General features: G+C 73.7%; 22 protein-coding genes and 1 tRNA gene. 9 read left to right on the forward strand and 14 right to left on the reverse strand.

What is annotated here, in order from left to right:
* Positions 1 to 598: 598 nt before the first annotated feature.
* Together msrP and M446_RS00955 are read right to left on the reverse strand one after the other, a co-directional pair.
* Entirely contained in the window at positions 599 to 1,567 is a 969-nt protein-coding gene (gene msrP, locus M446_RS00950) for a protein-methionine-sulfoxide reductase catalytic subunit MsrP (protein WP_012330189.1), read from the reverse strand.
* 126 nt (positions 1,568 to 1,693) lie between these two features.
* Positions 1,694 to 1,993 carry a hypothetical protein gene (locus tag M446_RS00955; RefSeq protein ID WP_012330190.1) on the reverse strand — a complete coding sequence of 100 codons (300 nt, stop codon included), beginning with the start codon at positions 1,991 to 1,993 and terminating at the stop codon, positions 1,694 to 1,696.
* 133 nt (positions 1,994 to 2,126) lie between these two features.
* On the opposite strand from M446_RS00955, the gene M446_RS00960 reads away from it, so the two are divergent.
* Entirely contained in the window at positions 2,127 to 2,363 is a 237-nt protein-coding gene (locus tag M446_RS00960) for a hypothetical protein (RefSeq protein ID WP_012330191.1), read from the forward strand.
* Positions 2,364 to 2,390: 27 nt separating this feature from the next.
* On the opposite strand, the gene M446_RS00965 is transcribed toward M446_RS00960, so the two are convergent.
* The 6 genes from M446_RS00965 to M446_RS00995 form a co-directional block, all read right to left on the reverse strand.
* Positions 2,391 to 4,103, reverse strand: coding sequence for an AMP-binding protein (locus M446_RS00965; protein WP_050777453.1), 1,713 nt, complete (start codon positions 4,101 to 4,103; stop codon positions 2,391 to 2,393).
* Positions 4,104 to 4,300: 197 nt separating this feature from the next.
* A complete protein-coding gene (locus M446_RS00970) occupies positions 4,301 to 4,963 on the reverse strand; it encodes a hypothetical protein (protein WP_012330193.1) in 663 nt (220 codons plus the stop codon).
* Between the two features lie 430 nt (positions 4,964 to 5,393).
* Positions 5,394 to 5,756 (reverse strand): hypothetical protein, encoded by a 363-nt coding sequence (locus M446_RS37895; RefSeq protein ID WP_168169126.1) that lies wholly within the window; start codon positions 5,754 to 5,756, stop codon positions 5,394 to 5,396.
* On the reverse strand, positions 5,714 to 6,646 hold the full coding sequence (locus M446_RS00980) for a phage head spike fiber domain-containing protein (protein ID WP_012330195.1): 933 nt from the start codon (positions 6,644 to 6,646) through the stop codon (positions 5,714 to 5,716). Before M446_RS00980 ends, M446_RS37895 begins: the two co-directional genes overlap by 43 nt.
* 26 nt (positions 6,647 to 6,672) lie before the next feature.
* Complete coding sequence (locus tag M446_RS00985) at positions 6,673 to 8,283, reverse strand: sialate O-acetylesterase (RefSeq protein ID WP_012330196.1); 1,611 nt, start codon at positions 8,281 to 8,283, stop codon at positions 6,673 to 6,675.
* 763 nt (positions 8,284 to 9,046) lie between these two features.
* A tRNA-Ile gene (locus M446_RS00995) sits at positions 9,047 to 9,122 on the reverse strand.
* 385 nt (positions 9,123 to 9,507) lie between these two features.
* Between M446_RS00995 and M446_RS01000 the strand changes: the two genes are divergently transcribed.
* Positions 9,508 to 11,118, forward strand: coding sequence for a putative bifunctional diguanylate cyclase/phosphodiesterase (locus M446_RS01000; protein WP_012330199.1), 1,611 nt, complete (start codon positions 9,508 to 9,510; stop codon positions 11,116 to 11,118).
* Between the two features lie 15 nt (positions 11,119 to 11,133).
* Here the strand turns inward: M446_RS01000 and M446_RS37900 are convergent, their stop codons facing one another.
* The gene (locus M446_RS37900) at positions 11,134 to 11,292 is read right to left on the reverse strand and encodes a hypothetical protein (protein WP_012330200.1); all 159 of its coding nucleotides are present in this window, start codon (positions 11,290 to 11,292) and stop codon (positions 11,134 to 11,136) included.
* A 200-nt stretch (positions 11,293 to 11,492) separates the two neighbouring features.
* On the opposite strand from M446_RS37900, the gene M446_RS01005 reads away from it, so the two are divergent.
* The 3 genes from M446_RS01005 to M446_RS01015 all read left to right on the forward strand — a co-directional run bounded on the left by M446_RS01005 (position 11,493) and on the right by M446_RS01015 (position 15,625).
* Entirely contained in the window at positions 11,493 to 13,031 is a 1,539-nt protein-coding gene (locus M446_RS01005; RefSeq protein ID WP_012330201.1) for a YifB family Mg chelatase-like AAA ATPase, read from the forward strand.
* 129 nt (positions 13,032 to 13,160) lie between these two features.
* Positions 13,161 to 15,287 (forward strand): ATP-binding protein, encoded by a 2,127-nt coding sequence (locus tag M446_RS01010; protein ID WP_012330202.1) that lies wholly within the window; start codon positions 13,161 to 13,163, stop codon positions 15,285 to 15,287.
* A gap of 56 nt (positions 15,288 to 15,343) precedes the next feature.
* Positions 15,344 to 15,625 (forward strand): hypothetical protein, encoded by a 282-nt coding sequence (locus M446_RS01015; RefSeq protein WP_012330203.1) that lies wholly within the window; start codon positions 15,344 to 15,346, stop codon positions 15,623 to 15,625.
* Between the two features lie 39 nt (positions 15,626 to 15,664).
* Here the strand turns inward: M446_RS01015 and M446_RS01020 are convergent, their stop codons facing one another.
* From M446_RS01020 to M446_RS01030, 3 genes are all read right to left on the reverse strand, one after another.
* Positions 15,665 to 16,516 (reverse strand): SDR family oxidoreductase, encoded by an 852-nt coding sequence (locus tag M446_RS01020; RefSeq protein WP_012330204.1) that lies wholly within the window; start codon positions 16,514 to 16,516, stop codon positions 15,665 to 15,667.
* Positions 16,513 to 17,646 (reverse strand): tRNA epoxyqueuosine(34) reductase QueG, encoded by a 1,134-nt coding sequence (gene queG, locus M446_RS01025; protein ID WP_043700727.1) that lies wholly within the window; start codon positions 17,644 to 17,646, stop codon positions 16,513 to 16,515. The genes M446_RS01020 and queG overlap by 4 nt, the downstream gene beginning before the upstream one ends.
* Positions 17,647 to 17,717: 71 nt before the next feature.
* Entirely contained in the window at positions 17,718 to 18,410 is a 693-nt protein-coding gene (locus M446_RS01030) for a glutathione S-transferase family protein (protein WP_012330205.1), read from the reverse strand.
* Between the two features lie 288 nt (positions 18,411 to 18,698).
* Here M446_RS01030 and M446_RS01035 point away from each other — a divergent pair, with 288 nt between their 5' ends.
* A complete protein-coding gene (locus M446_RS01035; RefSeq protein WP_012330206.1) occupies positions 18,699 to 19,502 on the forward strand; it encodes an undecaprenyl-diphosphate phosphatase in 804 nt (267 codons plus the stop codon).
* Positions 19,503 to 19,521: 19 nt separating this feature from the next.
* Here the strand turns inward: M446_RS01035 and M446_RS01040 are convergent, their stop codons facing one another.
* A complete protein-coding gene (locus M446_RS01040) occupies positions 19,522 to 19,857 on the reverse strand; it encodes a TfoX/Sxy family protein (protein ID WP_012330207.1) in 336 nt (111 codons plus the stop codon).
* 257 nt (positions 19,858 to 20,114) lie between these two features.
* Between M446_RS01040 and M446_RS01045 the strand changes: the two genes are divergently transcribed.
* The 3 genes from M446_RS01045 (at position 20,115) to M446_RS01055 (ending at position 22,971) form a co-directional block, all read left to right on the forward strand.
* Positions 20,115 to 21,950: a methylmalonyl-CoA mutase subunit beta gene (locus M446_RS01045; RefSeq protein ID WP_012330208.1), complete on the forward strand. Its 1,836-nt coding sequence runs from the start codon at positions 20,115 to 20,117 to the stop codon at positions 21,948 to 21,950.
* Positions 21,951 to 22,074: 124 nt separating this feature from the next.
* Positions 22,075 to 22,455 (forward strand): hypothetical protein, encoded by a 381-nt coding sequence (locus M446_RS01050; protein ID WP_012330209.1) that lies wholly within the window; start codon positions 22,075 to 22,077, stop codon positions 22,453 to 22,455.
* Positions 22,456 to 22,566: 111 nt separating this feature from the next.
* On the forward strand, positions 22,567 to 22,971 hold the full coding sequence (locus M446_RS01055) for a hypothetical protein (protein ID WP_012330210.1): 405 nt from the start codon (positions 22,567 to 22,569) through the stop codon (positions 22,969 to 22,971).
* 460 nt (positions 22,972 to 23,431) lie between these two features.
* Here the strand turns inward: M446_RS01055 and M446_RS01060 are convergent, their stop codons facing one another.
* Complete coding sequence (locus M446_RS01060; protein ID WP_012330211.1) at positions 23,432 to 24,916, reverse strand: TadE/TadG family type IV pilus assembly protein; 1,485 nt, start codon at positions 24,914 to 24,916, stop codon at positions 23,432 to 23,434.
* Positions 24,917 to 24,972 lie beyond the last annotated feature (56 nt).

The raw sequence follows: 24,972 nt of genomic DNA on the forward strand, positions 1-24,972 counted from the left end.
ATCAGGCGACATACTATGGAGGATTACGTCAACCGCGTTCGGCGAGCGTCGGTTGCTTCCCAGGCGGCGCTTGAGCGAAGCCGAAATCCGCAGGTCGACGCGATCCGTTGGATTTCGCATAGGTCGGCGCTTGTCAAAGACCCCGTCCGCGGCGGCAGTGGCCAAGTTGCCGTCCACCGGCAGACAGGAACAGGATTTCGCGGCCCGGCACCGTCGCCGGCGCCACGACCGTACGAACCGCACTTCCTGCAAGCAGTGCGGCACCCTCGCTCGTCCCCAACGCGAGGGGTCCATCGCCAAGCCGTGGCCGTGCAGCCAGCGCAGAGCAGTGGCGACCGTGCCCGAGACACCGCGCTCGCCGCCGCCTCGCGCGGTCGCCACCCACGCGCAGGACCGAGCGCCGGGCCGGCGCGGGGCGGTTCCATGTGCATCGACGCGCGGCCATGCCGCTCGGGCGGTTGCCGCGGCTGCGGATGCGGCGGTCATGGCCCCGGCCGGTCATCGGGCGTCGATCGGCCGATCCCCTCTGGACGGGCCCGGTCCCTGCGGCCGGCCTCCGCTCCCGCCGGGTCCCGCGGGGCCCGGCCTTTTCGTCGGCTCAGACGTAGAGGCGTTCCTTCTCCAGCCCCTTGTAGAGCCCGGCCACCTGCTCGGCGTAGCCGTTGAACAGGAGGGTCGGCACCCGCTGGTCCGTGCCGAGCACCCGCTCGCTCGCCTGACTCCAGCGCGGATGCGCCACGGCCGGGTTCACGTTGGCCCAGAACCCGTACTCGGACGCCTGCAGCGCCTCCCAGAAGGTCTTCGGGCGCTCGGCCGTGAACGTGATGCGGTTGATCGATTTCACCGACTTGAACCCGTACTTCCACGGCACGGCCAGCCGCAGGGGCGCGCCGAACTGGTTGAGCAGCGGCCTGCCGTAGACGCCCGTCGCCAGGAAGGCGAGGTCGTGGTTGGCCTCCGCCAGCGTCAAGCCCTCGGTGTAGGGCCAGGGATAGAAGAACTGCCGCTGGCCCGGCGCCATCGCCTTGTCGAGGAAGGTCTGCATCTGGATGTACTTCGCCTCGCCGGTGGGCCTGGCGAGGGCGACCAGGGCGGCGAGCGGGAAGCCCGTCCAGGGCACCGCCATCGACCACGCCTCGACGCAGCGGTGCCGGTAGAGCCGCTCCTCGAGCGGCATCTTGCGCACCAGATCCTCGAAGCCGATCTCGAACGGCTTCTCGACCAACCCGTCGATCCGGATCGTCCAGGGATCGACCTTGAGGGCGTTCGAGGCCGGGGTCACCGTCTTGGCGGTGCTGTACTCGTAGAAGTTGTTGTAGTCGGCGCTATAGCGCTCCTCGGTGAGCGGCCGGTCGAGCGTGTAGGCCGCGTTGCGCTTGGCCGGGTAGAGGTCGGCGGTCCTGCGCGCCCCGGTCCCCTCCCCCGGCACCGCGGCGCGGGCGGGCCCCGCCAGGGCGGCGGCCGCGAGGCCGAGGCCGCCCAGCAGCGCCCGGCGGTCGAAGAACAGGGCTTCGGGGGTCGCCAGATGCTCCGGGATCTCCCAGCCGTGCCGCGCCTTGATGTGCATGCTCGTCTCCCTGCGGCGGCCGCGCCGCCCTCCTGCCGGGCCGCCGATCCACGGTGGCCGATCCCCGGCAGATCGGCACGCGGCGGCGCCGACGCCAATCACGGTTCGGCGAGGCCGGATCCGCGGTTACTCCGCGGCGGGCGGCGAACCCGCCCGGGCGGGCGCCAGGCCCGCCCCGGCCGGCGGCAGCATCGTCCGGGCGAGGGGCAGCGGGCGACCCTGCAGGGTCGCGGCACGCACGCGCAGCGCCTGCGCGGTCCCGGCCGCGAGGGCCGCCGCGACACCGGCGACCTCCTCCACCGGCACCAGCACGAAGACGTCCCCGCCCTGCCCCGAGAAGCGCAGGGCGAGCGTGTCGCCGCTGTCGATCACGTCGGCGGCGGAGAGCCGCGCGGACGGCAGCACGGTCGGCTTCGTGACGCCCATGGGAAAGTTGGTCCGTTGTCCGTAGAGCCGCCAGCATAAGGCAGTGACCTTGCGGCAAGACAAGGGCACGATCGCGCCGCGCTGCAGCGAAGAAAACCGCGGACACCACGGACCGCCCGTGCGATAGAGCCGCATGCCCGCGAAGAATTCGAAGCACATCGCCTACACGGTGGCGGTGTCGGCCCCGGCCGACGAGGCCGGGAGCGTGGCGCTGCAGGTCTACGTGGCGATGGCGCCGGACGCGCCCCGCGCCCTCGCGGCCGTGCGCGCGGTGGCGGCCCCGGACGCGGCGGTGGAACTCAGCGGGACGCTCTCGGACCGCCTGACCGCGCGCCTCAAGTTGCGGCCCGGCGAGGTGCGGCCGATCTGACGGGTGTGGCCCGACCCGCCGCGGCCCTCAATCGGCGCCGTCGCGCAGTTCGCGGCGCAGCACCTTGCCGACATTGCTCTTCGGCAGCGTCCCGTGGAAGACGAATTCCCGCGGGACCTTGTAGGCCGTGAGGTTCTTGCGCGCGAAGGCGCGCAGGGCGTCGGCGGTGAGGTCGGGGTCGCGCCGCACCACGTGGGCGACGACCGTCTCGCCGGTCTCCGGGAGCGGCCGGCCCACCACCGCCACTTCGAGCACGCCCGGATGCGTCGCGAGCACGTCCTCGACCTCGTTCGGGTAGACGTTGAAGCCGGAGACCAGGATCATGTCCTTCATCCGGTCGACGAGGCGCAGCTGCCCGTCGGGCTGCAGCACGGCGACGTCGCCGGTGCGGAAGAACCCGTCCGGGGTCATCACCCGGGCGGTCTCGTCGGGCCGGCGCCAGTAGCCGGGCATGACCTGCGGGCCGCGCACGCAGAGTTCGCCCGCCTCGCCGGCCGCCACCTCCTGCCCGGCGGGATCGCGCACCGACACCTCGGTCGAGGGCACCGGGTAACCGATCGTCCCCGACCACTCGGTCAGGTCGCGGCGATTGATCGAGACGACGGGCGCGGTCTCGGAGAGGCCGTAGCCCTCGATGATCGGCTTGCCGGTGAGCGCCTTCCAGCGCCGCGCCACCACGGCCTGCACCGCCATGCCGCCCGCATTGGCGTATTCGAGGGCGGACCAGTCGACCTGGCCAATGTCGGGATGGTTGAGGAGCGCGTTGAACAGCGTGTTCACGCCCGACAGGTTGGTGAAGCGGTTCGTGCGCAGCAGCTTCACGAAGCCCGCGATGTCCCGCGGGTTGGGCACCAACAGGCAGCACGCCCCGAGCCGCGTCATGAAGAAGAAGCAGCAGGTCAACCCGTAGATGTGGTAGAGCGGCAGCGCCGTGACCATGACGCGGCCGGGGCCCTCGTCGTCGCGCATGCCGAACCAGAGGCGGCTCTGCTCGATATTGGCGGTCACGTTGCGGTGGGTGAGCATCGCACCCTTGGAGATGCCGGTCGTGCCCCCCGTATATTGCAGGAAGGCGAGGTCGTCGGGCGCGATGTCGACCGGCGTGAAGCCGGCCCCCCGGCGCCCGGCCGCGAGGCTCGCCCGGAAGGCGACGAAGCGCCCGGCGGGCAGGCTGTAGGGCGGCACCGCCTTCTTCAGGTGCCGCGAGGCGAGATCGATCAGCCGCCCGCGCAGGCCGAGCGCGTCGCCGGGCCCCGCCACCACCACCCGCTCCAGGCCGGGGAGCGCGGGCAGCGCCTCGGCGACCACGCCGGCGAAGTTCTCCAGCACGATCAGCACCCGGGCGCCGGCATCGCCGATCTGGTGGGTGAGCTCCCGCGCCGTGTAGAGCGGGTTGACGTTGACCGCGGTCGCCCCCGCGATCAGGGCGCCGAACAGGGCGATCGGGTAGGCCGGGACGTTGGGCAGCATCAGGGCGACGCGGTCGCCCTTGCGGATGCCCTGCGCCTGCAACCAGCCCGCGAAGGCCTCGGCCCCCGCCCTCAGGTCCGCGTAGGTGAGGTCCGCCCCGAAGCAGCGGATGGCCGGCCGGTCGGCGAAGCGCGCGGTCGATCGGGCGAAGAGGTCGGCGAGGGTGCCGAGCTGGTCGGTCGCGATCTCCGCCGGGACGCCCTCGGGATAGGCCCGCAGCCAGGGCCGATCCGGATGGCTGGGCGACGGAACGCGCACAGGGTCACCCATGTCTCTCCTCCCGATGCGCCGAACCGGGCGCCGCTCGATCGTGGTGCGTCCGGCCGGTCCGGATCGTCTCGCCGGGGGCCTCCGGGGTGCCGCGGGGGCCTCCCGCGACCATGCCTAGCCTTTTGTTTTGGCGAAGATTTTTGGTGAAGACCGGCGGCCCGGCTCCGACGCCTGCTTAGCGCCTCCGGGCCCCCGATTCAACCGGGGCGGCGCAGCCCGGCCAGGACTGCGTGGGGCAGGAAGGCGGCGAGCACGAGCCCGGCGGCGAGGAGCGCCTGCGCGCCGTCGAGGGGCCGCTGCGGCCAGGCGGCGAGGCCGGCGGCGCGGCCGAGGCCGAGGAGGCCGAGCGCCCACCAGAGCGCGAGGGCGCGCGCGGCCAGGGCCGGGAGCCAGCCGGGTTTCCGCCGCCGCCCGCCGACGAGTCCGGCGAGCGCCAGCCCCGCCCCGAACGGGAGCAGGGCCGCGAGGGCGCCGAGGGCCCGGGCCGCCGCCAGTGGCACGCCGTTCAGGAAGCTCATGCCCCCGACCATGAACCCGGCCCTCAGGACCGCGCCGCCGAAGGTCGGGTAGAGCGAGAGGCCGAGGAGCAGGGCAGTGCCGAGGACGGCGCCGGCGAGGCGGCGGGCGGCGGAGCGGTCGAGCGCCTCGGCGGTCACCGCGAGGATGCGGGCGACCCCGTAGATAATCGCGACGGCGTAGAGGGGGAATTGGTCGAGGAAGAAGCCGTAGACCCAGGCCCCGTAGCCGGCTGCCTCGGCGCGGGCCTGGCTGAACCCGGTGAGCGCCGCGAGCCCGACCGCCGCCAGGGCGGCCGCCAGGGGGACGAGCGCCGCGACCAGCGTGCGGCCGGAGAAGATCATGCGCCCGCCTCCCCTTCGCGCGAAGCTGCCCCCACGCCCAGGCTTACACCGCGGCGGGTGGGGTTGGAACCGGGCGCCGGGCGCGGCACCGGGACGGAGTCCCGCCCTCGCGCCGCCGGTCCCGGATCCCGCGACGGCGCCCGCCTTCGGCGGGGTCCGGCTTCGACGGGGTCCGGCTTCGGCGGGGTCCGGCTTCGGGGAGCCGGCTTCGGGGAGCCGGCGGGACGTCCGGAGACGCGGCGCGCTGCCGTCGCACCGCGCCGTGGCCGCGCGGGTCTCACCCCCGCGGCGGCGCGGTCCCCTCCACGGCGCAGCGGATCTCGCCATCCGTGCAGCTCAGCACGATGGAGACGGCCGCGAGCGGTCCGCCGGGCGGAAGCGCTGTTCGCGCACGGTCTCGGGCTGCGGCTCTGCTGCCATGGCGCAGACCTCAGATGACGACGATGTTTGACAGTTCGGTCGCGCTGAGAAGGTGCGGGATGTAGAGCAGGCGCCGGAGATAGCCGTTGAGCTGAGAGCCGCCGGCGTAGTGCCCGATGTCCAGCGTGGTCAGGCTCGTCGGCACGGGCCAGGTTGCTGTCGCGACCGATCCGTAGAGGTAGTCGTTGCCGCCGCCAGACTTCGCGGCGATCCAGGCGGAGTCTCGGTACGTGAAGCCCGCACGGATCAGGCCGAACTGCGGCGCGCCGTACATCGCGAGGCCGACGCCGGACGCCGCCACACCAACGGCCGGACCGAAATGACTCCGGCTCATCCCCATGAATGCGCCGCCCTCACCGCGCAGGGCGAACACCTGCTGATCCGAATACGGGCTGCCGTTGGCGATGAACTCGGCGACGAAGGTGCCCTCGACCGGGTTGAACCAGTCGCCCACGGCGAGGGATGCCGTCCGGCCGCACGGGTCGATAGGCCTGCGCCTGACCGCATCGGGGAGGTCGCCTCTTCCCGGGCCTCCATGGAGATCGACAGAACATCGTAGCCGTTGTCGGGGTCCCGCGCCCACCGCCCGAGGCCGACCGTGATCCCGGTATGGCCGTGGGTGTTGCAGGCCGCGAGGATGCAGCGCCACGCCCCGAACGGCGCCGGGACCATCCCGCAGGAGGCGCCGGTGCCAGAGACGACCTTGCCGAGCAACAGGTCGTAGACGGCGCTGCCGCCCTGGTTCCCCGATCCGCCGTGGAAGTGGATGGTGGCCTCGATGGACCTGACCCCGCCGGGGATCGCGCGCGCCGTGAACGCGGCCGAGTACGCGGCGTCGCCGGACCCGACGGCGATGTTCCGGGTGATCAATCCGCGCGACGACCCCGTGTCCACCATGCGGGTGCCGATGCTGCGACCGTCGAGGCCGGAGACGGAGCCGACGTATAGCTGGAGGCCCGTCTTGGTCCAGGCGTCGTTCTCGAAATCCTCGGTGCGGTCCCACAGATCGGCGCTCGGCGGCTCGATCAGCAGGCCGAGCGGCAACCCCGAATGCGGGTGGTAGGAGAGGCGCGGCATGCCCGCGGCGGCTTGGCGAAGCAGGCCGCCGACATCGTAGTCCCAGGCCGTGCCGGCACGGGCGAAGGTGATCGCGTCCTCGAGCGAGGACTTCACGCCGGACACCATCGCCAGCCCGGTGAGTGGATTGAGATCGAGCGACACGCCGGCAGGCGTCAGCGCGCCCAGGCGACCCAGAGCGACCATCCGTTAACTCCGACAGCTGTGAGGGATCAGGCCGCGATCAGGCGCGAGAACTGGACGCACCAATTGTATTGCGGACCGCCACCGACGATGGAGGTGTGAGCCGCGCTGTCCCGCAGGCAGCCCCGGGCACCGGTCAGCGGGCCGTCGCTGGTGTCGGGGCGCGCGTCGTCGCGGCGCTGGGCGTAGTTCACGCGCAGCCGGCGCGCGGTCGGCGCCACCGCGAGGTCGATGTCGAGGCGCGGTGGGCCGGCGTACTGCGTCGAGGGCACCCCGACCGAGACGGCGCTGATCGGAACCACGTTGCCAAGGTCGTCGTACACGTCGAACCCGTAGCCGCCGCCGGTCCCGCTCGGCACCGCCGCCATCCCGGACACCGCGATGACGTTGCCCGAGGCGTCGAGGACGAGGGGCTCGACAGGCACCCGGAACGTGGCGCTGATGCGCGCCGCCACGCCCGCCGGCGGCGTCGCCCGCCACACGTCGAGCGGCGTGAGCGCGACGGCGCGGGCCGAGCCGTACTGGCGCATGAACACCGCGCGACCGAACATCTGGCCCATCTCGTAGGCGCCGCGGCTCGTCTTGTGGACGTGGTCAGCCGGGTTGACCGCGAAGGAGTACATGGGGCCGACGAGGCAGAGCAGCGGATTGCGCGCCGCCGCCCGGATCTGGGCCTCCTGTACCCTCTGTCCGAGGATGCTGTCCCACGTGTTGATGCTGTTGGTCTGGGCGAGGTACAGGATCACCGGCTCGATCTGGCCGGTGATCTGCTGGATTCGCGTCTCCAGCCGCTGCTGCAGCTGATCCAGCATGCCGTCGTAGTGGTCGCCCCAGCCGCCGGTATTGTCGTTCTCGCCCTGCACCCACAGCACGCCCGGGACCAGCACGCGGCAGCCCTTGCGCCGCTGCTGCTGGTAGATCTGGCTGATCGCCCGCATGCCGAACGTGAACTGATCCGAGCCCTCGGTCAGCTGAGGGTAGGATCGCGAGCCGAGCGCGCTGATGAAGCTCGCGACGCGGAAGTTCGTGTTCGGGATCGCCGCGTCGAGGTCGCGCACGAGGTGGGTGGCGAAGCCGGAGGCGATGGTCTCGTGGGCGACGAGGTCGATGCCCTCCTGCATGTCCGCGAGGTTGGCCACCCCGCCGTAGGTGTGCAGCCCGCCCTCCGGCATCAGCACCCGGCCCGGATAGGGGTTCGAGGTGGACACCACGGCGCCGGTGGTGGCGCCGAAGGCGTTGGACTGCCCCATGATCGGGTAGAGCGGGAGCGTGTTCGCCGGGTCCGGGATCGCGATCGAGCGTGCATGCGCGCTGTCGTCCACCCACGAGACCGGCGTGGGGCCCCTGGGGGGCAGGTCGAGGGCCGCGACGGTCCCGAGCAGCGCGCGGAGCTGCGCCCGGGAGCGCGCGCCCTCCTCGCGCTGCGCTCGCGCGATCTCGTTCGTCAGGCTGGTCCGCAAGGTCGAGACGATCGTCGGGTCCACGCCGGTCGCGGCCGAGCAGGCGGTCACCGCGTCGAGCATCCACCGGAGCAGTGCGATGATGTCGCCTTTCGGCGGGTCGTACACGTCGGAGGACGGGTTGTTGGCCGGATTGGCGGCGCGGAACACGTCTTCAGGCAGGACCGGAGGCGGCGCCATGCTGATCTCTCGCGTGGGGATGTCGGGGTGTCGACGCGCGGCTCGACGTCCGCGACGAAGTCGACGGTCGGCGTGCTCAGCGGGCGGGCCGACACGGTGTGAGCGCCGGTGTCATCCGAGGCCAACCGCGACCGGCGGACCGGGCGGTCGACATCGATCACGGTCCCTGACGGGCAAGACGGCGCAAGTCTTCGAGGCGGTGCAGTGACCGGACGACGTCGCAACGACCTGATCTCCGCCCGCGAGGTTCTGGCCGTTGCTCCGCGAGGTGCTGCGCAGCATCCGCGACACGCTGCCGACGGGCAGAAGATCCGGGTTGATGACGAATTGGGCCATCAGGTCACCGCCACTCCGATACGTCATGCCGCAGAGTGAGCGGGACCATACCCGGAATGGTTGTTTGAGCGCAACCACAAATACCATCTGCCCGCGGGCGCGTCGGCGCCGCCCTCGACGGTCTCGATGGCGACCGGGTCGATCCGGGCGCCCGCGGCCGACGCGTCCACGACGTCGAAGGTCTGCGCGAGGACCGCCTGCGCCGATCCGACATTCGCCGAGGTGGGGCCGTCGTTCGGCGCGCTGGCGGGCTAGCTCGGCATGACCGTGCAGATGCTGCGGGACGCGGACGGGCAGCATCACCCGGACCGCCAACGCGGCGCGGCGGAGAGGTTTTCCGCGCGCAGCCGGACGCCTCGATATGTGGGATCTTCGGTGGGCGCCCCACCAGGACCACTGCGCGATCCCGCCAACCTCTCGATGATGGTGGTGGGCCCGGCAGGATTCGAACCTGCAACCAGACCGTTATGAGCGGCCGGCTCTAACCGTTGAGCTACGGGCCCCGCGCGGCGCAGCCGGCGAAGCGATAGCCGACCGGACACGGCGCGTCACCCCCGATCGTGCGGTTCGGGCCGGCACCCGGGCGGGCCGGCGATCCGCGCCGCGCTCCGGGCGGTCGCGCCGATCATCCCTGGGCGCGGCCACGATCTGACGCCGCGCCCCGGCCGACCTCCAGCAAGGTTGCGGCCGCCCGGCCGCCCCGCCGCGGCCCCAGCCCCAGATCCGGCCGGCACGATACTTGGGTGGATCATGCCCGAATCCCTGGCTCGACTGACGCGTCAGGAATTTTTAACCGCGCCGGGCGTAGGCGGATCCCACCGCGACCGACCGGGCAGATTTCTTAAATCGGCGGTGCGATCACAGCCCGACCAGGGTACGGGGTGAATCATGTCTGCCAAGACGCGATCGACAACCGCGCGATCGACAAGGGCGCGATCGACATGGGGCGAGGGCGAGCTCTACGAGGGCCTCTGCCTGCTGGTCATTGCCGGCTTCTGGGGCCTGATCGGCGCCAAGTCCGGCGTGTTCCAGGCCTTCGGCCGATTCATGCTGGAGAGCGGCCTCACCGACCTGTTCACCTTCATGCTGCTGATGGGGCTGACCATGGTCGGCGTCACCGTCCGCAAGTCGCTGAAGCTGCGCCGGGTGATGCGCGAGCGCGATGCCGCCGCCGCCCACGCGGAAGCCGTCGCCCGCCACGACGCGCTCACCGGCCTCGCCAACCGCCGCCTGCTGCTGGAGGCGATCGACCGCCTGATGCGGTCGAGCGCCACCGCGGTCTCCGGCGCCGTCCTGCTGATCGACATCGACCGCTTCAAGCCCGTCAACGACCTCTACGGCCACGCGGCCGGCGACGCGGTGCTCTGCGCCGTCGCCGACCGCCTGCGCTCCCTCGCCCCGAGCCAGGGCCTCGCCGCCCGCCTCGGCGGCGACGAATTCGCCCTCCTGGTCATCGGCGAGACCGGCAGCGAGGCGCTCGCCAGGCTCGCCGAGCAGGTCATCGCCGCCATCGCCCGCCCGGTCGAGTGGGCGCAGGCCGAACTCAAGGTCGGCGCGACGGTCGGCATCACCCTGATCTCCCGCGAGGACGTCGACGCCCACGGCATCATGCACGCCGCCGACCTCGCCATGTACCAGGGCAAGAAGGAAGGCCGCGGCACCTACCGCTTCTTCCAGAGCGCCATGGACCTCGAACTGAAGGAGCGGGCGCTCCTCGAGAGCGAACTGCGCACCGCGATTGAGACCGGCGAGATCGAGCCCTTCTACCAGCCCGTGGTCGCGCTGCCGAACCAGGAACTCGTCGGCGTCGAGGTGCTGGCCCGCTGGCGCCACCCGACCCGCGGCCTCCTCACCCCCAACCAGTTCATCGCGGCGGCGGAGGAGACCGGCATGATCGCCGAACTCAGCTACCGCCTGCTGCGGCAATCCTGCCTCGACGCGCGCAGCTGGCCGAGCCACCTGCGCCTCGCCGTCAACATCGCGCCGCAGCAATTCCAGGACCGCTGGCTCGCCGAGCGCATCCTGGCGATCCTCACCGAGACCGGCTTCCCGCCCAACCGCCTGGAGGTCGAGATCACCGAATCCGCCCTCGTCCAGGATCTCGAGGCCACCCGGGCCACCCTGACCTCGCTGCAGAATCTCGGGGTGCGCATCGCCCTCGACGATTTCGGCACCGGCTATTCGAGCCTCTATCACCTGCGCGAGCTGCGCTTCGACAAGCTGAAGATCGACCGCAGCTACGTCGACTCGATCACCATGAGCGACGAGCGCGCCAAGCTCGTCGACGCGATCATCAAGCTCGGCACCAGCCTCGGCCTGACCACCACCGCCGAGGGGATCGAGACGGCCGCGAGCGTCGAGTGGCTGTCGGGCCAGGGCTGCGATTTCGGGCAGGGCTACCTGTTCGGCGCCCCGATGCCGAAGGACGCCATCGACCGCCTCCTCGGCGCGCCGGCCGACGAGCAGAAGGCCTTCCTGGAGGGGCGCAGCGCCGCCTGACCGCGCCCGGGCGATTCAGGGCTCGGCGCTCGCCGCCGCCGAGGCGACCAAAGCCGGGGCCGGCTCCGCCAGGATCCAGCGGCTCGTGAGGGTGCCGATCAGCAGCGCCCCGGCCAGGAAGGCGACCGGGTAGGCCAGGGCAAGGAGCGGGCTCTGTTTCGGGGGAGTGATCATGCTGCCTCCTCTCGCGCCGCGGGCCCGCCGCCGCGGGCCTCAACGATCCAACGCGGCGTCCGCCCCCGGGTGCCGCGCAACCCCGAGAAGCAGGTTGCGTGCCCGGCCGCTGCGCGGCGGGCGGGCGCCCGGGGCCGCGCGGGTTGTGCGGCGCCGCGAGTCCGCCTAACCTGACGTTGGGTCATCCGGAACGCAAGCTTATGGTCACGCGCGTCGCCACCGTCGCCTTCGAGGGGATCGAGGCGCGGGCCGTGGACGTGCAGGTGCAGATCGCGGCGGGCGCCGTCGCCTTCACGGTGGTGGGACTGCCCGACAAGGCGGTGGCGGAATCCCGCGAGCGGGTGCGCGCGGCCCTGATCGCCTCGGGGCTGGCGCTGCCGGCCAAGCGCATCACGGTCAACCTCGCCCCGGCCGACCTGCCCAAGGAAGGGTCCCACTACGACCTGCCCATCGCCCTCGGGGTGATGGGCGCGATCGGCGCCCTCCCGGCGGACGCGCTCGCCGGCTACTGCGTGCTCGGGGAACTCGCCCTCGACGGCGGCATCACGGCGGTGGCGGGCGTGCTGCCGGCCGCCATGGCCGCCAATGGCCGCGGCCTCGGGCTGATCTGCCCGGCCGCGAGCGGGCCCGAGGCCGCCTGGGCGGGCGGCGACATGGACGTGCTGGCGCCCTGCTCCCTGATCCAGCTCGCCAACCACTTCAAGGGAAGCCAGGTGATGGCCCGGCCGCGCCCGGCCGTGGCGCAGCCCGGCCGGCCCCTCGGCGACCTGCGCGAGATCAAGGGGCAGGAGGGCGGAAAGCGCGTGCTGGAGATCGCCGCGGCGGGCGCCCACAATCTTCTGTTGAGCGGCCCGCCCGGGGCCGGCAAGTCGATGCTCGCCGCCCGCCTGCCCTCGATCCTGCCGCCGCTGGGGCCGCGCGAACTCCTCGAAGTCTCGATGATCCAGTCGGTCGCGGGCGAGCTGAAGGACGGCGCGCTCTCCAACCGCCGCCCGTTCCGGGCGCCTCACCACTCCGCCTCCATGGCGGCCCTGGTCGGCGGCGGCGCCGGGGCGCGGCCCGGCGAGGCCTCCCTCGCCCATGGCGGCGTGCTCTTCCTCGACGAGCTACCGGAATTCTCGCCCCAGGTGCTCGATTCGCTGCGCCAGCCCCTGGAGACCGGCAGCGTGATGATCGCGCGGGCGAATCACCGGGTGTCCTATCCGGCCCGGTTCCAGCTCGTCGCGGCGATGAATCCCTGCCGCTGCGGCCACGCGACGGAGCCGGGCTTCGCCTGCCGCCGCGGCCCCAACGAGCGCTGCGTGGCGCAGTACCAGGCCCGGCTCTCCGGCCCGCTGCTCGACCGCATCGACCTGCGGATCGAGGTGCCGGCCGTCACCGCCGCCGACCTCATCCTGCCGCCGCCGCAGGAGGGCTCGGCGGAGGCCGCCGCCCGCGTCGCCGCCGCGCGCGGGCGCCAGGAGCACCGCTACGCCGAGGCCGGCCTGCCCCCCGGCACCACCAACGCCTCGTGCCCGCCGGGCGTGATCGAGGAGGCGGCGCGGCCGGATCCGGACGGCCAGAAGCTGATCCGCGACGCCGCCGACGCCATGCGCCTCTCGGCCCGCGGCTTCCACCGCGTGCTGCGGGTGGCGCGCACGCTGGCCGACCTCGACGGCGAGGCCCGGGTGCGGCGCGCGCACCTCGCCGAGGCGCTCTCCTACCGGGGCCGCACCCATCCGCGCCCCGAGGCGGCGTAGCGCCGCCCGGCGACGCCGCGGATTCACGCGGATTCGCCGCGGGCCGTTTGCCCGCCGCTAAGCCTGTCCGGCAAGCCATCCTTGAGGAGCCGGCCCCATGCTGCGGCGGCGGGCAGGCGGGGGGATGGCATGGGTGATGGCGCGGGGCCGGCCGGCACGGCGACGACGGCGCAGATCGGCGCGCTTGCGCGGAGCGAGGCCGGGCTCGTCCGCGCCGGCTCCGACGCGCTCGGGGCGACGGGGCTCGTCCTCGCCCTCCTGGTCCTGGCGACCGCCTGGTACGCGCGGCGGCTCGCGCGCTGGCGGCGGGAGCGCGAGGTCGAGCACCTGCACGACCGGATCTGGCACCTCGCCGAGAGCGAGGAGCGCTACCGCAACCTCGTCGAGGCGCAGATCGAGCTGATCGTCCAGCGCGACGCGGAGGGGCGCATCACCTTCGCCAACGAGGGCTTCGCGCGCCTCCTCGGCACCAGCCCGGAGGCGCTCCTCGGCACGACCCGGGAGGCGACCATCGCCGAGAGCCTGGCGGCGGAGACCCGGCCGGACGGCAGCCGCACCGCCGACCTCGCGATCGCCCCGGCCGCGGGCGGGCCGCCGCGCTGGTTCGCCGTCGTGGAGTCGGCCGTGGTCGGGCGCGACGGCCGGCCCGAGGTCCTGCGCGCCGGGCGCGAGATCACCGAGCGCGTCGAGGCGGTGCGCTCCCTCGACGAGGCGCGCAGCCGCGCCGAGGCGGCGAGCGTGGCGAAGTCGCGCTTCCTCGCCACCGTCAGCCACGAGTTCCGCACCCCGCTCAACGGCATCCTGGGCATGGCCGACCTCGTCCTGGAGACGCCGCTCAGCCCCGAGCAGGAGACCTACATCCGCGCCATCAAGACCTCCGGCGAGGCGCTGCTGACCCTGATCGACGGGATCCTCGACTTCTCGAAGATCGAGGCCGGGCGCCTCGACCTCGCCTGCGAGCCCTTCGACCCGGCGGCCCTGGTCGAGAGCGTGGTCGAGCTCCTGGCGCCGCGCGCCCAGGACAAGGGCCTGGAGATCGCCGCCGACCTCGCGGACGACCTGCCGCCGCGGGTCCTGGGCGACGGCGACCGGGTCCGCCAGATCCTCCTCAACCTCGCCGGCAACGCGGTGAAGTTCACGGAGGCCGGCGGCGTCGGGATCACGGCGGAGCGGGTGGGCGAGGACCTCGTCCTCGCCGTCCACGACACCGGCCCCGGCATTCCGGAGGAGCGGCTGCCGCTCCTGTTCGAGGAATTCGAACAGGGCGACGGCAGCGCGAGCCGCCGCCACGAGGGCACCGGGCTCGGCCTCGCCATCACCCGCCGCCTCGTCGACCGGATGGGCGGGCGCATCGAGACGACCTCGCGCCCGGGCGCCGGCAGCTGCTTCCGGGTCGTGCTGCCCCTGCGCGCCCTCGACGGCGAGCGCCCGCGCCCGCCCGCCCTCACCGGCCGGCGCATCCTCGTGGCGGCGGCCTCGGCGGTCGAGGGGCCGTTCCTGCGCGCGCGCCTCACCCGGAGCGGCGCCGAGGTGGTGAGCGCCGACGGCGAGGCGGCGGCCCGCGAGGCCCTGCGGGCCCGCCCCTTCGACGCGGTCCTGGCCGACCGGGCCCTCGGCGACGAGGCGGTGCGGCGCATCGCCGGGGCGGCCAAGCGGGCCGGGGTGCCGCGCAGCATCGTCCTGCTGTCGCCCTTCGACCGGCGGGATTTCGGCTCGCCCGCCGCCGCGGGCTTCGACCGCTACCTGATCAAGCCGGTGCGGGCCCGCTCGCTCTACGCCCGCCTGTGCGAGGCGACGCGGCCGCAGGGGGGCGAGCTGCGCGAGGGCGCGCCGGCCGAGCGGCGCGGCCCGCCGCCGGGGCGGGCGCGGGTGCTGCTGGCCGAGGACAACCCGATCAACGCGCTCCTCGCCCGCAAGGCCCTGGAGCGGCTCGACGCCGCCGTGACCTGGGTGCCGGACGGGGCGGAGGCCCTGCGCCACCTGGAGGCCGCCGCCGCGGGCGCGGCGGAGGGTTTCGACCTCGCCCTGCTCGACATCCGCATGCCGGGCCTCGACGGGCTGGAGGCGGCGCGGCGCCTGCGCGCCTTCGAGCGCGCCCGCGGAGCCGCCCCGGCGCGCCTCGTCGCGCTCACGGCGAATGCCGGCGCCGAGGACGAGGCCGCCGCCCGCGCCGCGGGATTCGACGGGTTCCTGTCGAAGCCCCTCGACCTCGCCGCCCTGCCCCCGCTCCTCGCGGGCGCGGCCCGGGCGGCCTGAGGGGCCGGGCGCCGCCCGGTTGACAGGCCGCGCGCCGGCACGCGAGGAGTGCGCCCATGGCCGAGCCCGTCCCGTCCCCCGACCGCAGCCGCGACGCCACCCTGGCCGGCGGCATCGCCGCGCTCGCCGTCGCGGTCGTCCTCGTCGCGAACCTCGCGCCGAGCCCCCGCCCGGCGCCGGCCGCCCCCCGCCAGCAGGCGGCCTCGCCGGCCGAGGACCCGACCTGCCGCGAATGGACCGACGACTGCACCCTGTGCATCCGGGACGGGGACGCGATCGGCTGCACCACCCCCGGCATCGCCTGCACGCGCGGCAGGATGGTCTGCACCCGGCGCTGAACCGCGGCGGACGGGTCGCGGCGCGCCGGGCGCCCGCCTTCACCCCGCCTCCGCGACGAGCCCCGCCAGCCCCTCCCGGTAGGTCGGGAAGCGCAGGGCGACGCCGAGCTCCTCCCGGATCAGCCGGTTTCGCACCCGCTTGTTCTCGCCGTAGAAGCTGCGCGCCATCGGGCTCAGGGACGCGGTCTCGAAGTCGATCTCCGGCGGCAGCGGCAGGCCCGCGAGCGCGGCCGCGTGGGCGGTCACGTCCTGCGGCGGGGCCGGCTCGTCGTCCGTCACGTTGTAGACCGCCCCCGCCCGCGGCCGGTCGAGGGAGGCCGCCAGCACCGTGGCGATGTCGTCCACGTGGATGCGGTTGAAGACCTGCCCGTCCTTGACGATGCGCTGCGCGCGGCCCTCGCGCAGCTTCACGAAGGCGTTCCGCCCCGGCCCGTAGATGCCCGACAGGCGGAAGACCTGGACCGCCTTGCCGGTCCGCGCCCCGAGGGCCCGCCACGCCTCCTCCACGGCGACCCGGTCCCGGGTGCGCTCATGGGTCGGCGCGGGCGGCGTCGCCTCGTCGATCCAGGCCCCGCCCTGGTCCCCGTAGACGCCGATCGTCGAGAGGTAGCCGATCCAGCGCGCCGGCCCCGCCGCGAGCGCCTCCGCGTAGGCGCGCAGCACCGGATCCCCGTCCTGGGGCGGGATCGAGACCAGGACCGCGTCGCTGCGGGCGACGTCGTCCAGGATCGCCGGATCCGCCCGCACCGGCGAGAACACCCGCGCGATCACGCCCTCGGGCGCGTCCGGCCGCGGCGCCTGCGCGGTCGCGGCGATGCGGGAGAAGCGCGCCCGTTCGCGCTCGACGAAGTGCCGCGCCGTGTAGCCGAGCCCGAAGACGAGGAGGTTCATGCCGAGTGCCCCAGGGAAACCGGTGTGATGCCGGGCTCCGCCCCGGCCGCGCAAGGGGGCTCGCCCTCCCGCCGCCCGGGTATGCTCGCCGCGTGGGCGCGCGCCCACTCGGCCAGCACGTCCGGGTCGTCCTCGCCCGGCGGCGGATGCGGGGGCAGGTGCCCGGGCGCGAGCCGCGCGAGCGCCCACACGGCCATGCCGCGCACCAGCGGCGAGGGATCCGCGAGGAGCCGCGCGGCCTCTCCGGCGAGGCCGGGATCGCCCGAATTGCCGATGGCGACGAGGACGTTGCGCAGGATGCGGGCGCGGCCCGTGCGCTTGATCGGGGTGCCGGCGAACCGCGCCCGGAACGCCGCCTCGTCGAGCCGGGCGAGGTCGCGCAGGGCGGGCGCCGCGAGGTCGCTGCGCGCGGCGAGCCGCGCCTCCCTGGCCGCCCCGGCGAACTTGTTCCAGGGGCAGACCGCGAGGCAATCGTCGCAGCCGAAGACCCGGTTGCCGATCGCCGCGCGGAATTCCGGCGGGATCGGGCCGGCATGCTCGATCGTCAGGTAGGCGATGCAGCGGTTGGCGTCGAGCCGGTAGGGGGCCGGGAAGGCGTCGGTCGGGCAGGCGTCGAGGCAGCGCCGGCAGGCGCCGCAGCGGTCGCGCGCCGGCGCGTCGCGCGGCAGTTCCGCATCGGTGTAGATCGCCCCGAGCAGCAGCCATGTGCCGAAGGCGCGGGACACCGTGAGCGTGTTCTTGCCCTGCCAGCCGAGCCCCGCCGCGGCCGCGAGGGGCTTCTCCATCACGGGCGCGGTATCGACGAAGACCTTGAGGTCGGCGCCGCCCCGCGCGGCCAGCACGGCGCCGAGTTCCTTCAACTTGCCCTTGATCACGTCGTGGTAGTCGCGCCTTTGCGCGTAGACCGCGATGGCGGCCCGGTCGCGGGCGGCGAGCACCGCGCGCGGATCCTCCTGGGGGCCCGCATTGACCCCGAGCATCACGATGCTGCGCACCGCGGGCCAGAGCGCGGCCGGCGAGGCGCGCTGCGCCTCCCGCTCCGCCATCCAGCCCATCCCGGCCTGGTGCCCCGCCGCCAGCCAGGCGCGCAGGCGCCCCGGCAGCTCCGGCACCGCCTCCGGCCCCGTCACCGCCAGCGCGTCGAAGCCGAGGGCGCGGGCGCGCTCCTCCAGGAGGTGCCGCAGCGCCGCGCCGTCCCGCGTCAGAAGTCCAGGTCCGCGTAATGGTCGGCCGGCGCCATCCCGGGCACCCGGTCCGCCAGCAGGCCGCGGAAGGACGGGCGGGATTTCAGCCGCGCGTACCACGTCCGCGCCATCTCGTCCTCGTCCCATGGCACGTCGCCGAGGTAATCCACGCAGGAGAGATGGGCCGCCGCCGCCAGATCCGCATAGGTCAGATGGTCGCCCGCCAGCCAGTTCCGCCGGGCGATCAGGTAGCCGATGTACTTGAGGTGGTAGCGCACGTTGGTGCGCGCCGCCCGGATCGCGTTCATGTCGGGCGGGCCGCCGCCGAGATCCGGGGTCATGAAGCGCTTGTGGATCTTCTCGGTGACGAGGTAGCCGGTCACTTCCTGGTCGAACTTGGCCAGGAACCAGTCCAGGAGGCGGCGCACCTCCACCCGCGCGGCGGGCGCCTCCGGCAGCAGGCGCCGCCCCGACAGGCCGAGCCCCCGCGTCTCGTCGAGATACTCGGCGATCACGCCGGATCCCGGCACCGCGAGCCCGCCCTCCTCCACCAGCACCGGCGTCGTGCCGGCGGGGTTGAGCATCAGGAACTCCTCCCGGCGCTCCCAGGGCCGCTCCTCCGCCAGGACCGGCTCCATGCCCATCTCGGCGAGGACCAGCCGGACGAAGCGGGAATGCGGGCAGAAGGGGGAATGATGCAGCGTCGCCATACGGGCCGTGTCGCGCTTCGTGTCTGGGCTGGCCGGGGCGGGCAGGCCTTGCGCGGCGATTGAGCCCGGAACGGATTAACGGCCGGTCATCGTCCCCGCGGAATGAGCCGCATCCTTAACACGGGCGCGCCGGGCTGGTAACCGACCCGAAACCATGTCGTGCGACGGTTGCAACCATCCCCGACACTGTCCCGCCGCGAGCAGCGGCCTCCCAACGAGCGAGCGAGCGATGATGACGGCTGTGGCATGGCGGGCGGGGCGGCTCCGAGCGGGCCGGGGGATGCGCTGATGGACCTCGCGGGCATCGGCAAGGCCGTCATCCTCGCCCTCGTCGAGGGCGCCACCGAGTTCATCCCGGTCTCCTCGACCGGCCATCAGCTCCTCGTCGGCCACTTCATCGGCTTCCAGTCCCCGAACAACACCTTCGAGGTGCTGATCCAGCTCGGCGCCATCCTGGCCATCGTGAGCGTCTATTTCCGGACCCTGCTCGACCTCGCCCTGCGGGCGCCGCGCGACCCGAAGGCCCGCCGCTTCATCCTGGCGATCCTGCTCGCCTTCCTGCCGGCGGCGATCATCGGCGGCATCTTCTCGAAGACGATCAAACTCTACCTGTTCAATCCCTGGATCGTCTGCTCGACGCTGGTGGCCGGCGGCCTCGTCCTGCTCGTCATCGACGAGACCGAGCTGGATCAGAAGTACGACGACGTCCACCAGTTCTCCCTCGGAATGGCGCTCAAGATCGGCCTGTTCCAGTGCCTCGCGATGATCCCGGGCGTGTCGCGCTCGGGCGCCACCATCGTGGGCGCGATGCTGATGGGCGCGGGCAAGCGCGCCGCGACCGAGTTCTCGTTCTACCTCGCGATGCCGACCATGGCCGGCGCCTTCGCCAAGGACCTGCTCGACAATTACAAGTACCTCTCGCGCGACGACGTCGGCCTGATCGCGATCGGCTTCGTGGTGGCGTTCCTGTCGGCTCTGTTCGTGGTGCGCAGGCTCCTCGACTACGTCTCCCGCCACGGCTTCGGGCTGTTCGCGTGGTGGCGCATCCTGGTGGGGGCGGCGGGCTTCGCGGGGCTGATCGTGTTCGGCTGAGCCGGGGCCGGGCGGCGGCTCAGGGCCGGTCCGCCGCCCCGTCGGCGCGCAGGGCCGCCTCGTGGGCGAGCCGGACCCAGCGCGCCATCGCGTCGGGATCGTCGTAGGCGTCGGCGGGGATCGACCAGTAGGGCATGCGGATCGCCTGGCCCTTGCGGCCCGCATAGCTCCACTGCGTGGCGCCGGCCGCCGCGAAGAGGGGCGCGCTCGCCGCGTCGGCCTTGAGCAGCAAGTCGCCCCGCACCTCCACGGCGACGATCCGGCCGCCGTGATAGATGCCCTTGCCGCCGAACATGCGCCGGACCGTCACCGGCCCGAGCCCCGAGAAGATCTCCTCGATCGCGGTCGCGTCCATTCCGGTCCGAATCCGTCGCAAGGTCCCGCCGGGTGCGGCAGGCCCCGCCAGGTGCTGGAGGCCCCGCCAGGTGCTGGAGGTCCCGCCAGGTGCTGGAGGTCCCGCCAGGTGCTGGAGGTCCCGGCGGCCACGCTCCGGGCGGCGCGGCCGCGAGTCAAGCCGGGGCCGCGACGCCGCGACGGGCGGGCTCGACCATTGACGGGTGGCGCCGCGATCCCGTGTGATGCAGAGGGACATCCGCCGCGAAGGACCCCGCCATGGACGATCTCACGCTCGCCGCCGCGTTCCCCCCCGCCACGGGCGAGCAGTGGCGCGCCCTCGTCGACGGCGTGCTCAAAGGCGCGGAGTACGAGAAGCGCCTCGTGCACCGCACCCGGGACGGGATCCGCGTCGAGCCCCTCTACGGCGCCGCCGCGCCGAGCCCGCAGCCCCTGCGCGGCGCCGGGGCGCCGGCGCCCTGGCGCATCGCCCAGCGGGTCGACCACCCGGACCCGGCCGAGGCCAACGCGCTGGCCCTCGCCGACCTGGAGGGCGGGGCCGACGCGCTCACCCTCGTGCTGGCCGGGGCGCGCGCCGCCCGGGGCTTCGGCCTGCCCGGCCCGGAGGCGCTGGAGCGGGCGCTCGACGGGGTCATGCTGCCGCTGATCGCCCTGCGACTCGACGCGGGCCCCGGCGCCGCGGCCGCGGCCGAGGCCCTGGTCGCGCTCGCGGCGCGGCGGGGCGACGATCTCGGGCGCCTGTCGCTGGACCTCGGCATCGATCCGATCGGGCAATTCGCCACGACGGGCGCCCTGCCCGGCCCCTGGCCGGAGGTCGCCTCCGGCCTCGCCGCCACCCTGGCGGGCCTCGACCGAAGGGGCTTCGCCGGGAGGGCGTTCCTGGCGGATGCGCGGCCCTTCCACGAGGCGGGCGCCACCGAGGCGGGAGAACTCGCCGCCGTGCTGGCGAGCGCCGTCGCGCTGCTGCGGGCCCTGGAGGCCGGCGGGCACGACCTCGAACGGGCGCGCGACGCCATCGCGGTCCTGCTCGTCGCCGACGCGGACGAGTTCCTCACCGTCGCGAAGCTTCGGGCGATGCGCCGGCTCTGGGCGCGGGTCGAGGAATCCTGCGGCCTGACCCCGAAGCCGCTCACCCTCCACGCCGAGACGGCGTGGCGCACCACCACCCGGCGCGACCCCTTCGTGAACCTCCTGCGGGCCACCGCGGCGGCCTTCTCGGCCGGGCTCGGCGGGGCCGATTCCGTCACGGTGCTGCCCTTCACGGCGGCGCTCGGCCTGCCCGACGCCTTCGCCCGCCGCTGCGCCCGCAACACGCAGGTGGTCCTCCTGGAGGAATCGAACCTCTGGCGGGTCGTCGACCCGGCCGCGGGCGCGGGCGGCTTCGAGGCGCTGACCGCCGAACTCTGCGCGCAGGCCTGGGCGCAGTTCCAGGAGATCGAGCGCGAGGGCGGCCTCGTCGAGAGCCTGGCCTCGGGCCGGCTCGGCGGCCGGCTCGCCGCGATCCGAGAGGCGCGCGGGCGCGACCTCGCCACCCGCCGCCAGCCGATCACCGGCACCAGCGAGTTCCCCCACCTCGCCGAGGCGCCGGTGGCGGTGCTGGCCCCCGCCCCCGCGGCGGCGACCCCGGCCGGCGCCCTGCCCTCGCTGCGCTTCGCCGAGCCCTTCGAGCGCCTGCGCGACGCCTCCGACGCGGCCCTGGCCGCGACGGGCCGGCGCCCGCGGGTCTTCCTGGCCAATCTCGGCCCGATCGCCGCCTTCAACACCCGGGCGACCTTCGCCCGCAACGCCTTCGAGGCGGGGGGCGTCGAGGCGCTCACCAATGACGGCTTCCCGGACCTCGCCTCCCTGGTGGCGGCCTTCCGCGCGGCCGGCACGCCGCTCGCCTGCCTGTGCTCGTCCGACGAGGTCTACGCCGCCGAGGCGGTGCCGGCCGCCCGGGCCCTGGCGGAGGCCGGCGCGCGCAGCCTCTACCTCGCCGGCCGGCCCGGCGCCCTGGAGGCGGCCCTGCGCGAGGCCGGCGTGACCCGCGACCTCTACGCCGGCTGCGACCTCCTGCGCCTCCTGGAGGAGGCGCAGGACCTCGCCCGGGCCTGACATCGGGGCTCCCCCGCGCGCCGTCGCCCGCCTCGTGCGACGGCGCACCGATCCGGGGCAACCGCCGCGAAGCTCGGGCGTTTGTGGCCGGGGGCTATCCCAAGGGGAGACGAGAGTGACGACGATGCTGCGGGCCGCCCTAGCGGGCATGATCATCCTGACAGCCGCGGCGGGTCCCGCCCTGGCCGCGAAGCGCAGCGCGCCATCGGTCAAGCGCTTCGACGGGACCTGGAGCGTCGAGGTGATCACCGAGACCGGCACCTGCGACCGCGCCTACCGCTACGGCCTGATCATCCAGGACGGGCAAGCCCGCTACGCCGGGGGCTCGGACTTCACCATCACGGGCCGGGTGCAGCCGAACGGGGTCGTGCGCGGCGCGATCAGCCGGGGCGACGCGAGCGCCCAGGTGGTCGGGCGCCTCGCCAATGGCTGGGGCAACGGCACCTGGACGACCTCCGGCGGGACGCGCTGCGGCGGGCGCTGGAACGCCGAGCGCCGCGGCTGACGGTCGCTGGCGGCCCGCGCCACAGCCCTCCGGCGAACCTGCCGCAGATTCGCCCCGGACGGGGGGCAGGGTCGTCGGCTAGGACCCTCGAACCGCTTCGGCCGGCACCGGATGATGAGACCCCTCCTCCTCGGCATGCTCTGCGCGGCGACCGCCACCGCGGCGGCCGCCCGCGAGCCCCAGCACAGCAGCGTCCCGCCGCGCGAGGCGGCCGCGACGGATTGCTTCGCCGAGAGCATCGGCAACAACCCGGCGGCCCTCGCCCATGCCCGCAGCGGGCGCTGGTACGAGGCGGCCGGAGTGATCGGCTACCTCTGCCGCCCCGAGGTCGACGCCATGATGCGCGACCACGACCTGCGCCACGGGCCGGGCACCGGCGCGCGCTACTTCCGCGGCGCCTATACCCGCCACCTCGCCCAATCCCTGGAGGAGCGGCTGAAGCCGATGCTCGAGACCAAGGCCTGGGCCAATGCCGAGCCGCGGCCCGACGCCGAGCCGGCCTCCGCCAAGCCCTGATCGCGGGGCCGCTCAGCGGGTCGGCACCGGCGCCGCGCTCGTCGGCCCGATCCCCTTGGGCACCGGCACGCCGGCCGCGCCGCAATCGGCGTTGATGACGAGGCGGGGACCCGCGACCGGTCGAGCCGGCGCGCCACGATCGCCATGTGCTCGGACTGGTCGGCGACGGCGATGCCGGCGGCCCCGAACAGCACCGGGGCCCCGAGCCCGAACGCCATGACCCCGAATGCCATGACCCCGAATGCCATGACCCCGAATGCCATGACCCCGAATGCCATGACCCCGAATGCCATGACCCCGAATGCCATGACGACGTTCGCGGCGCGGCTCACCCCGACACGCCTCGGCGCCTCCGCGAGGTGTCCCCCATCACCGACCCGTGCTCCGCTCGCCGGACGTATCGGACCGGACTCTCGCTCATGCCGCGCTGACGGGCGCGGCGGGTCGGCCCGCCGGATCGTCAATGCGTCAGGGTCGGCATGGCGCTGGTCGGCCCGATCCCCTTGGGCACCGGCACGTCGGTCGCGCCGTAATCGGCGTTGATGACGAGGCGGGGCGCGCTGGAGAGGTCGATCCCGCGCGCGACGATGGCGGTGAACTCGGACTGGTCGGCCACGACCTGGTTCGTCCTCACCGTGAAGGTGCCGCGCGGCAGGTAGATCGTGCCGACGAGGCGCCGGGCGGAATCGCTCAGCACGGCGAATTGGCGCCCGGGAGGAGCGTCGCGATCCTCGAAGAACAACAGCCCGGCCATGCTCCCGGTCTTGCCCGCCGTGAGGGACACCGTGGAGCGGGGCATGAACTGCACCGGGCGCACCGCGCCGTCCTGGTCCGGCGGGACCTTGCCGGTGAAGTAGAAGCCGACATTCGTCCCCGTGAGGATCCCGGGCGGGGAATTCGTGGTGGTCGTCCTCGGACACCAGAGCGCGTGCGAGCCCGGGACGAGCTCCGGCCAGTAGCACAGCAGCGGGACGAACGGGCGCCAGCCCCGCAACCCCCACCAGCCCCACCCCGTCGAGCGGGTCTCCTGCTTCTCCGAGCCGACCACGAGCGGCCCGTCCTTGATCACGTAGGTGCCCGGCGCGAGGGTGACGCTCGCCCCCGCGTTGATCATCAGGCCGCCGCAATAGGTCCCGGGCATGAGCGTGCGCCGCTCGTCCGCGATGGCGAGGTTGGTGTAGGTGCACCCGCCGACCGGCGGCGGCTCCCGCGCCTGGAGCGGGTCGCGCATGGGCGGGCAGCCCGAGATCGGCCGCGGCCTGACGTAGCCGCCGCCCGCGTAGCCGCCCACCACGCAGGATTTCAGCGAGGTCAGCGCCGCGCCGTCGGTCATCTGGAGGCCCCGGCGATCGGCCGACATCACGTAGACGGAGCAGTTGCCGGCGTCGATCCGGGACTGATCCCTGAGGGCGAGCGCGCCGCTGGCGGCGGCGTCGAGGACGAGGACGCAGACCTTGATCGTGCCGGCCATCTCCGCCGTCGCCTCGACGGTGATGTCCGTCAGGGTCGGCGTGACGAGGCGGCTCATGATCGCGCGCTTGCGCTGCGTGAGGGTCACGGACCAGCCATTGGCCGTGCGCACGTCGCCCTCGACCGGCCCCGGGGCGAACGGGTCGTCCGACGTCTTGCGGTAGCGCGGCGCCGTCCTCACCGCCACCGGCCCGTCGCCCTCCTTCAGCGGCACGAAGCGGCGCACCTGGCTCTCGGCGATGGCCTGCATGCGCTCCAGCTGCGGGGCGGCGATCTGGATGTCCGCGACGATCGCCAGGGCGGCCGCGTCCGCCGCGTTCTGGAGGATCAGCTTCTGATTCAGCCAGATCGCGTAGTCGACCGTGATGCCGACCACCCCGAACAGCACAGGAGCGCCGAGGCCAAAGATGACCAGCACGTTGGCCGCCCCAGCGAGCCAGAAGCTCCGGGCGAGCTTCGCGAGCTTCCCGCGCACCCACGCACCCCCGTCGGAATTCGAAGCGGATTGAACCGCCTCTTCCGTTACGGAAC

Origin of the sequence: Methylobacterium sp. 4-46 (assembly GCF_000019365.1) — a bacterium.
Classification (GTDB): Bacteria; Pseudomonadota; Alphaproteobacteria; order Rhizobiales; family Beijerinckiaceae; genus Methylobacterium.

Coding starts and splice junctions, on each gene's coding strand:
- M446_RS00960 (WP_012330191.1), top strand. CDS start 2,127: ATGCCCGCGAAGAATTCGAAGCACATCGCCTACACGGTGGCGGTGTCG.
- M446_RS00965 (WP_050777453.1), bottom strand. CDS start 4,103: ATGGGTGACCCTGTGCGCGTTCCGTCGCCCAGCCATCCGGATCGGCCC.
- M446_RS01020 (WP_012330204.1), bottom strand. CDS start 16,516: ATGAACCTCCTCGTCTTCGGGCTCGGCTACACGGCGCGGCACTTCGTC.
- M446_RS00980 (WP_012330195.1), bottom strand. CDS start 6,646: ATGGTCGCTCTGGGTCGCCTGGGCGCGCTGACGCCTGCCGGCGTGTCG.
- M446_RS01030 (WP_012330205.1), bottom strand. CDS start 18,410: ATGGCGACGCTGCATCATTCCCCCTTCTGCCCGCATTCCCGCTTCGTC.
- M446_RS01035 (WP_012330206.1), top strand. CDS start 18,699: ATGGACCTCGCGGGCATCGGCAAGGCCGTCATCCTCGCCCTCGTCGAG.
- M446_RS01040 (WP_012330207.1), bottom strand. CDS start 19,857: ATGGACGCGACCGCGATCGAGGAGATCTTCTCGGGGCTCGGGCCGGTG.
- M446_RS00985 (WP_012330196.1), bottom strand. CDS start 8,283: ATGGCGCCGCCTCCGGTCCTGCCTGAAGACGTGTTCCGCGCCGCCAAT.
- M446_RS01010 (WP_012330202.1), top strand. CDS start 13,161: ATGGGTGATGGCGCGGGGCCGGCCGGCACGGCGACGACGGCGCAGATC.
- M446_RS00970 (WP_012330193.1), bottom strand. CDS start 4,963: ATGATCTTCTCCGGCCGCACGCTGGTCGCGGCGCTCGTCCCCCTGGCG.
- msrP (WP_012330189.1), bottom strand. CDS start 1,567: ATGCACATCAAGGCGCGGCACGGCTGGGAGATCCCGGAGCATCTGGCG.
- M446_RS01055 (WP_012330210.1), top strand. CDS start 22,567: ATGATGAGACCCCTCCTCCTCGGCATGCTCTGCGCGGCGACCGCCACC.
- M446_RS01000 (WP_012330199.1), top strand. CDS start 9,508: ATGTCTGCCAAGACGCGATCGACAACCGCGCGATCGACAAGGGCGCGA.
- M446_RS01015 (WP_012330203.1), top strand. CDS start 15,344: ATGGCCGAGCCCGTCCCGTCCCCCGACCGCAGCCGCGACGCCACCCTG.
- M446_RS00955 (WP_012330190.1), bottom strand. CDS start 1,993: ATGGGCGTCACGAAGCCGACCGTGCTGCCGTCCGCGCGGCTCTCCGCC.
- M446_RS01045 (WP_012330208.1), top strand. CDS start 20,115: ATGGACGATCTCACGCTCGCCGCCGCGTTCCCCCCCGCCACGGGCGAG.
- M446_RS01005 (WP_012330201.1), top strand. CDS start 11,493: ATGGTCACGCGCGTCGCCACCGTCGCCTTCGAGGGGATCGAGGCGCGG.
- M446_RS01050 (WP_012330209.1), top strand. CDS start 22,075: ATGCTGCGGGCCGCCCTAGCGGGCATGATCATCCTGACAGCCGCGGCG.
- M446_RS37900 (WP_012330200.1), bottom strand. CDS start 11,292: ATGATCACTCCCCCGAAACAGAGCCCGCTCCTTGCCCTGGCCTACCCG.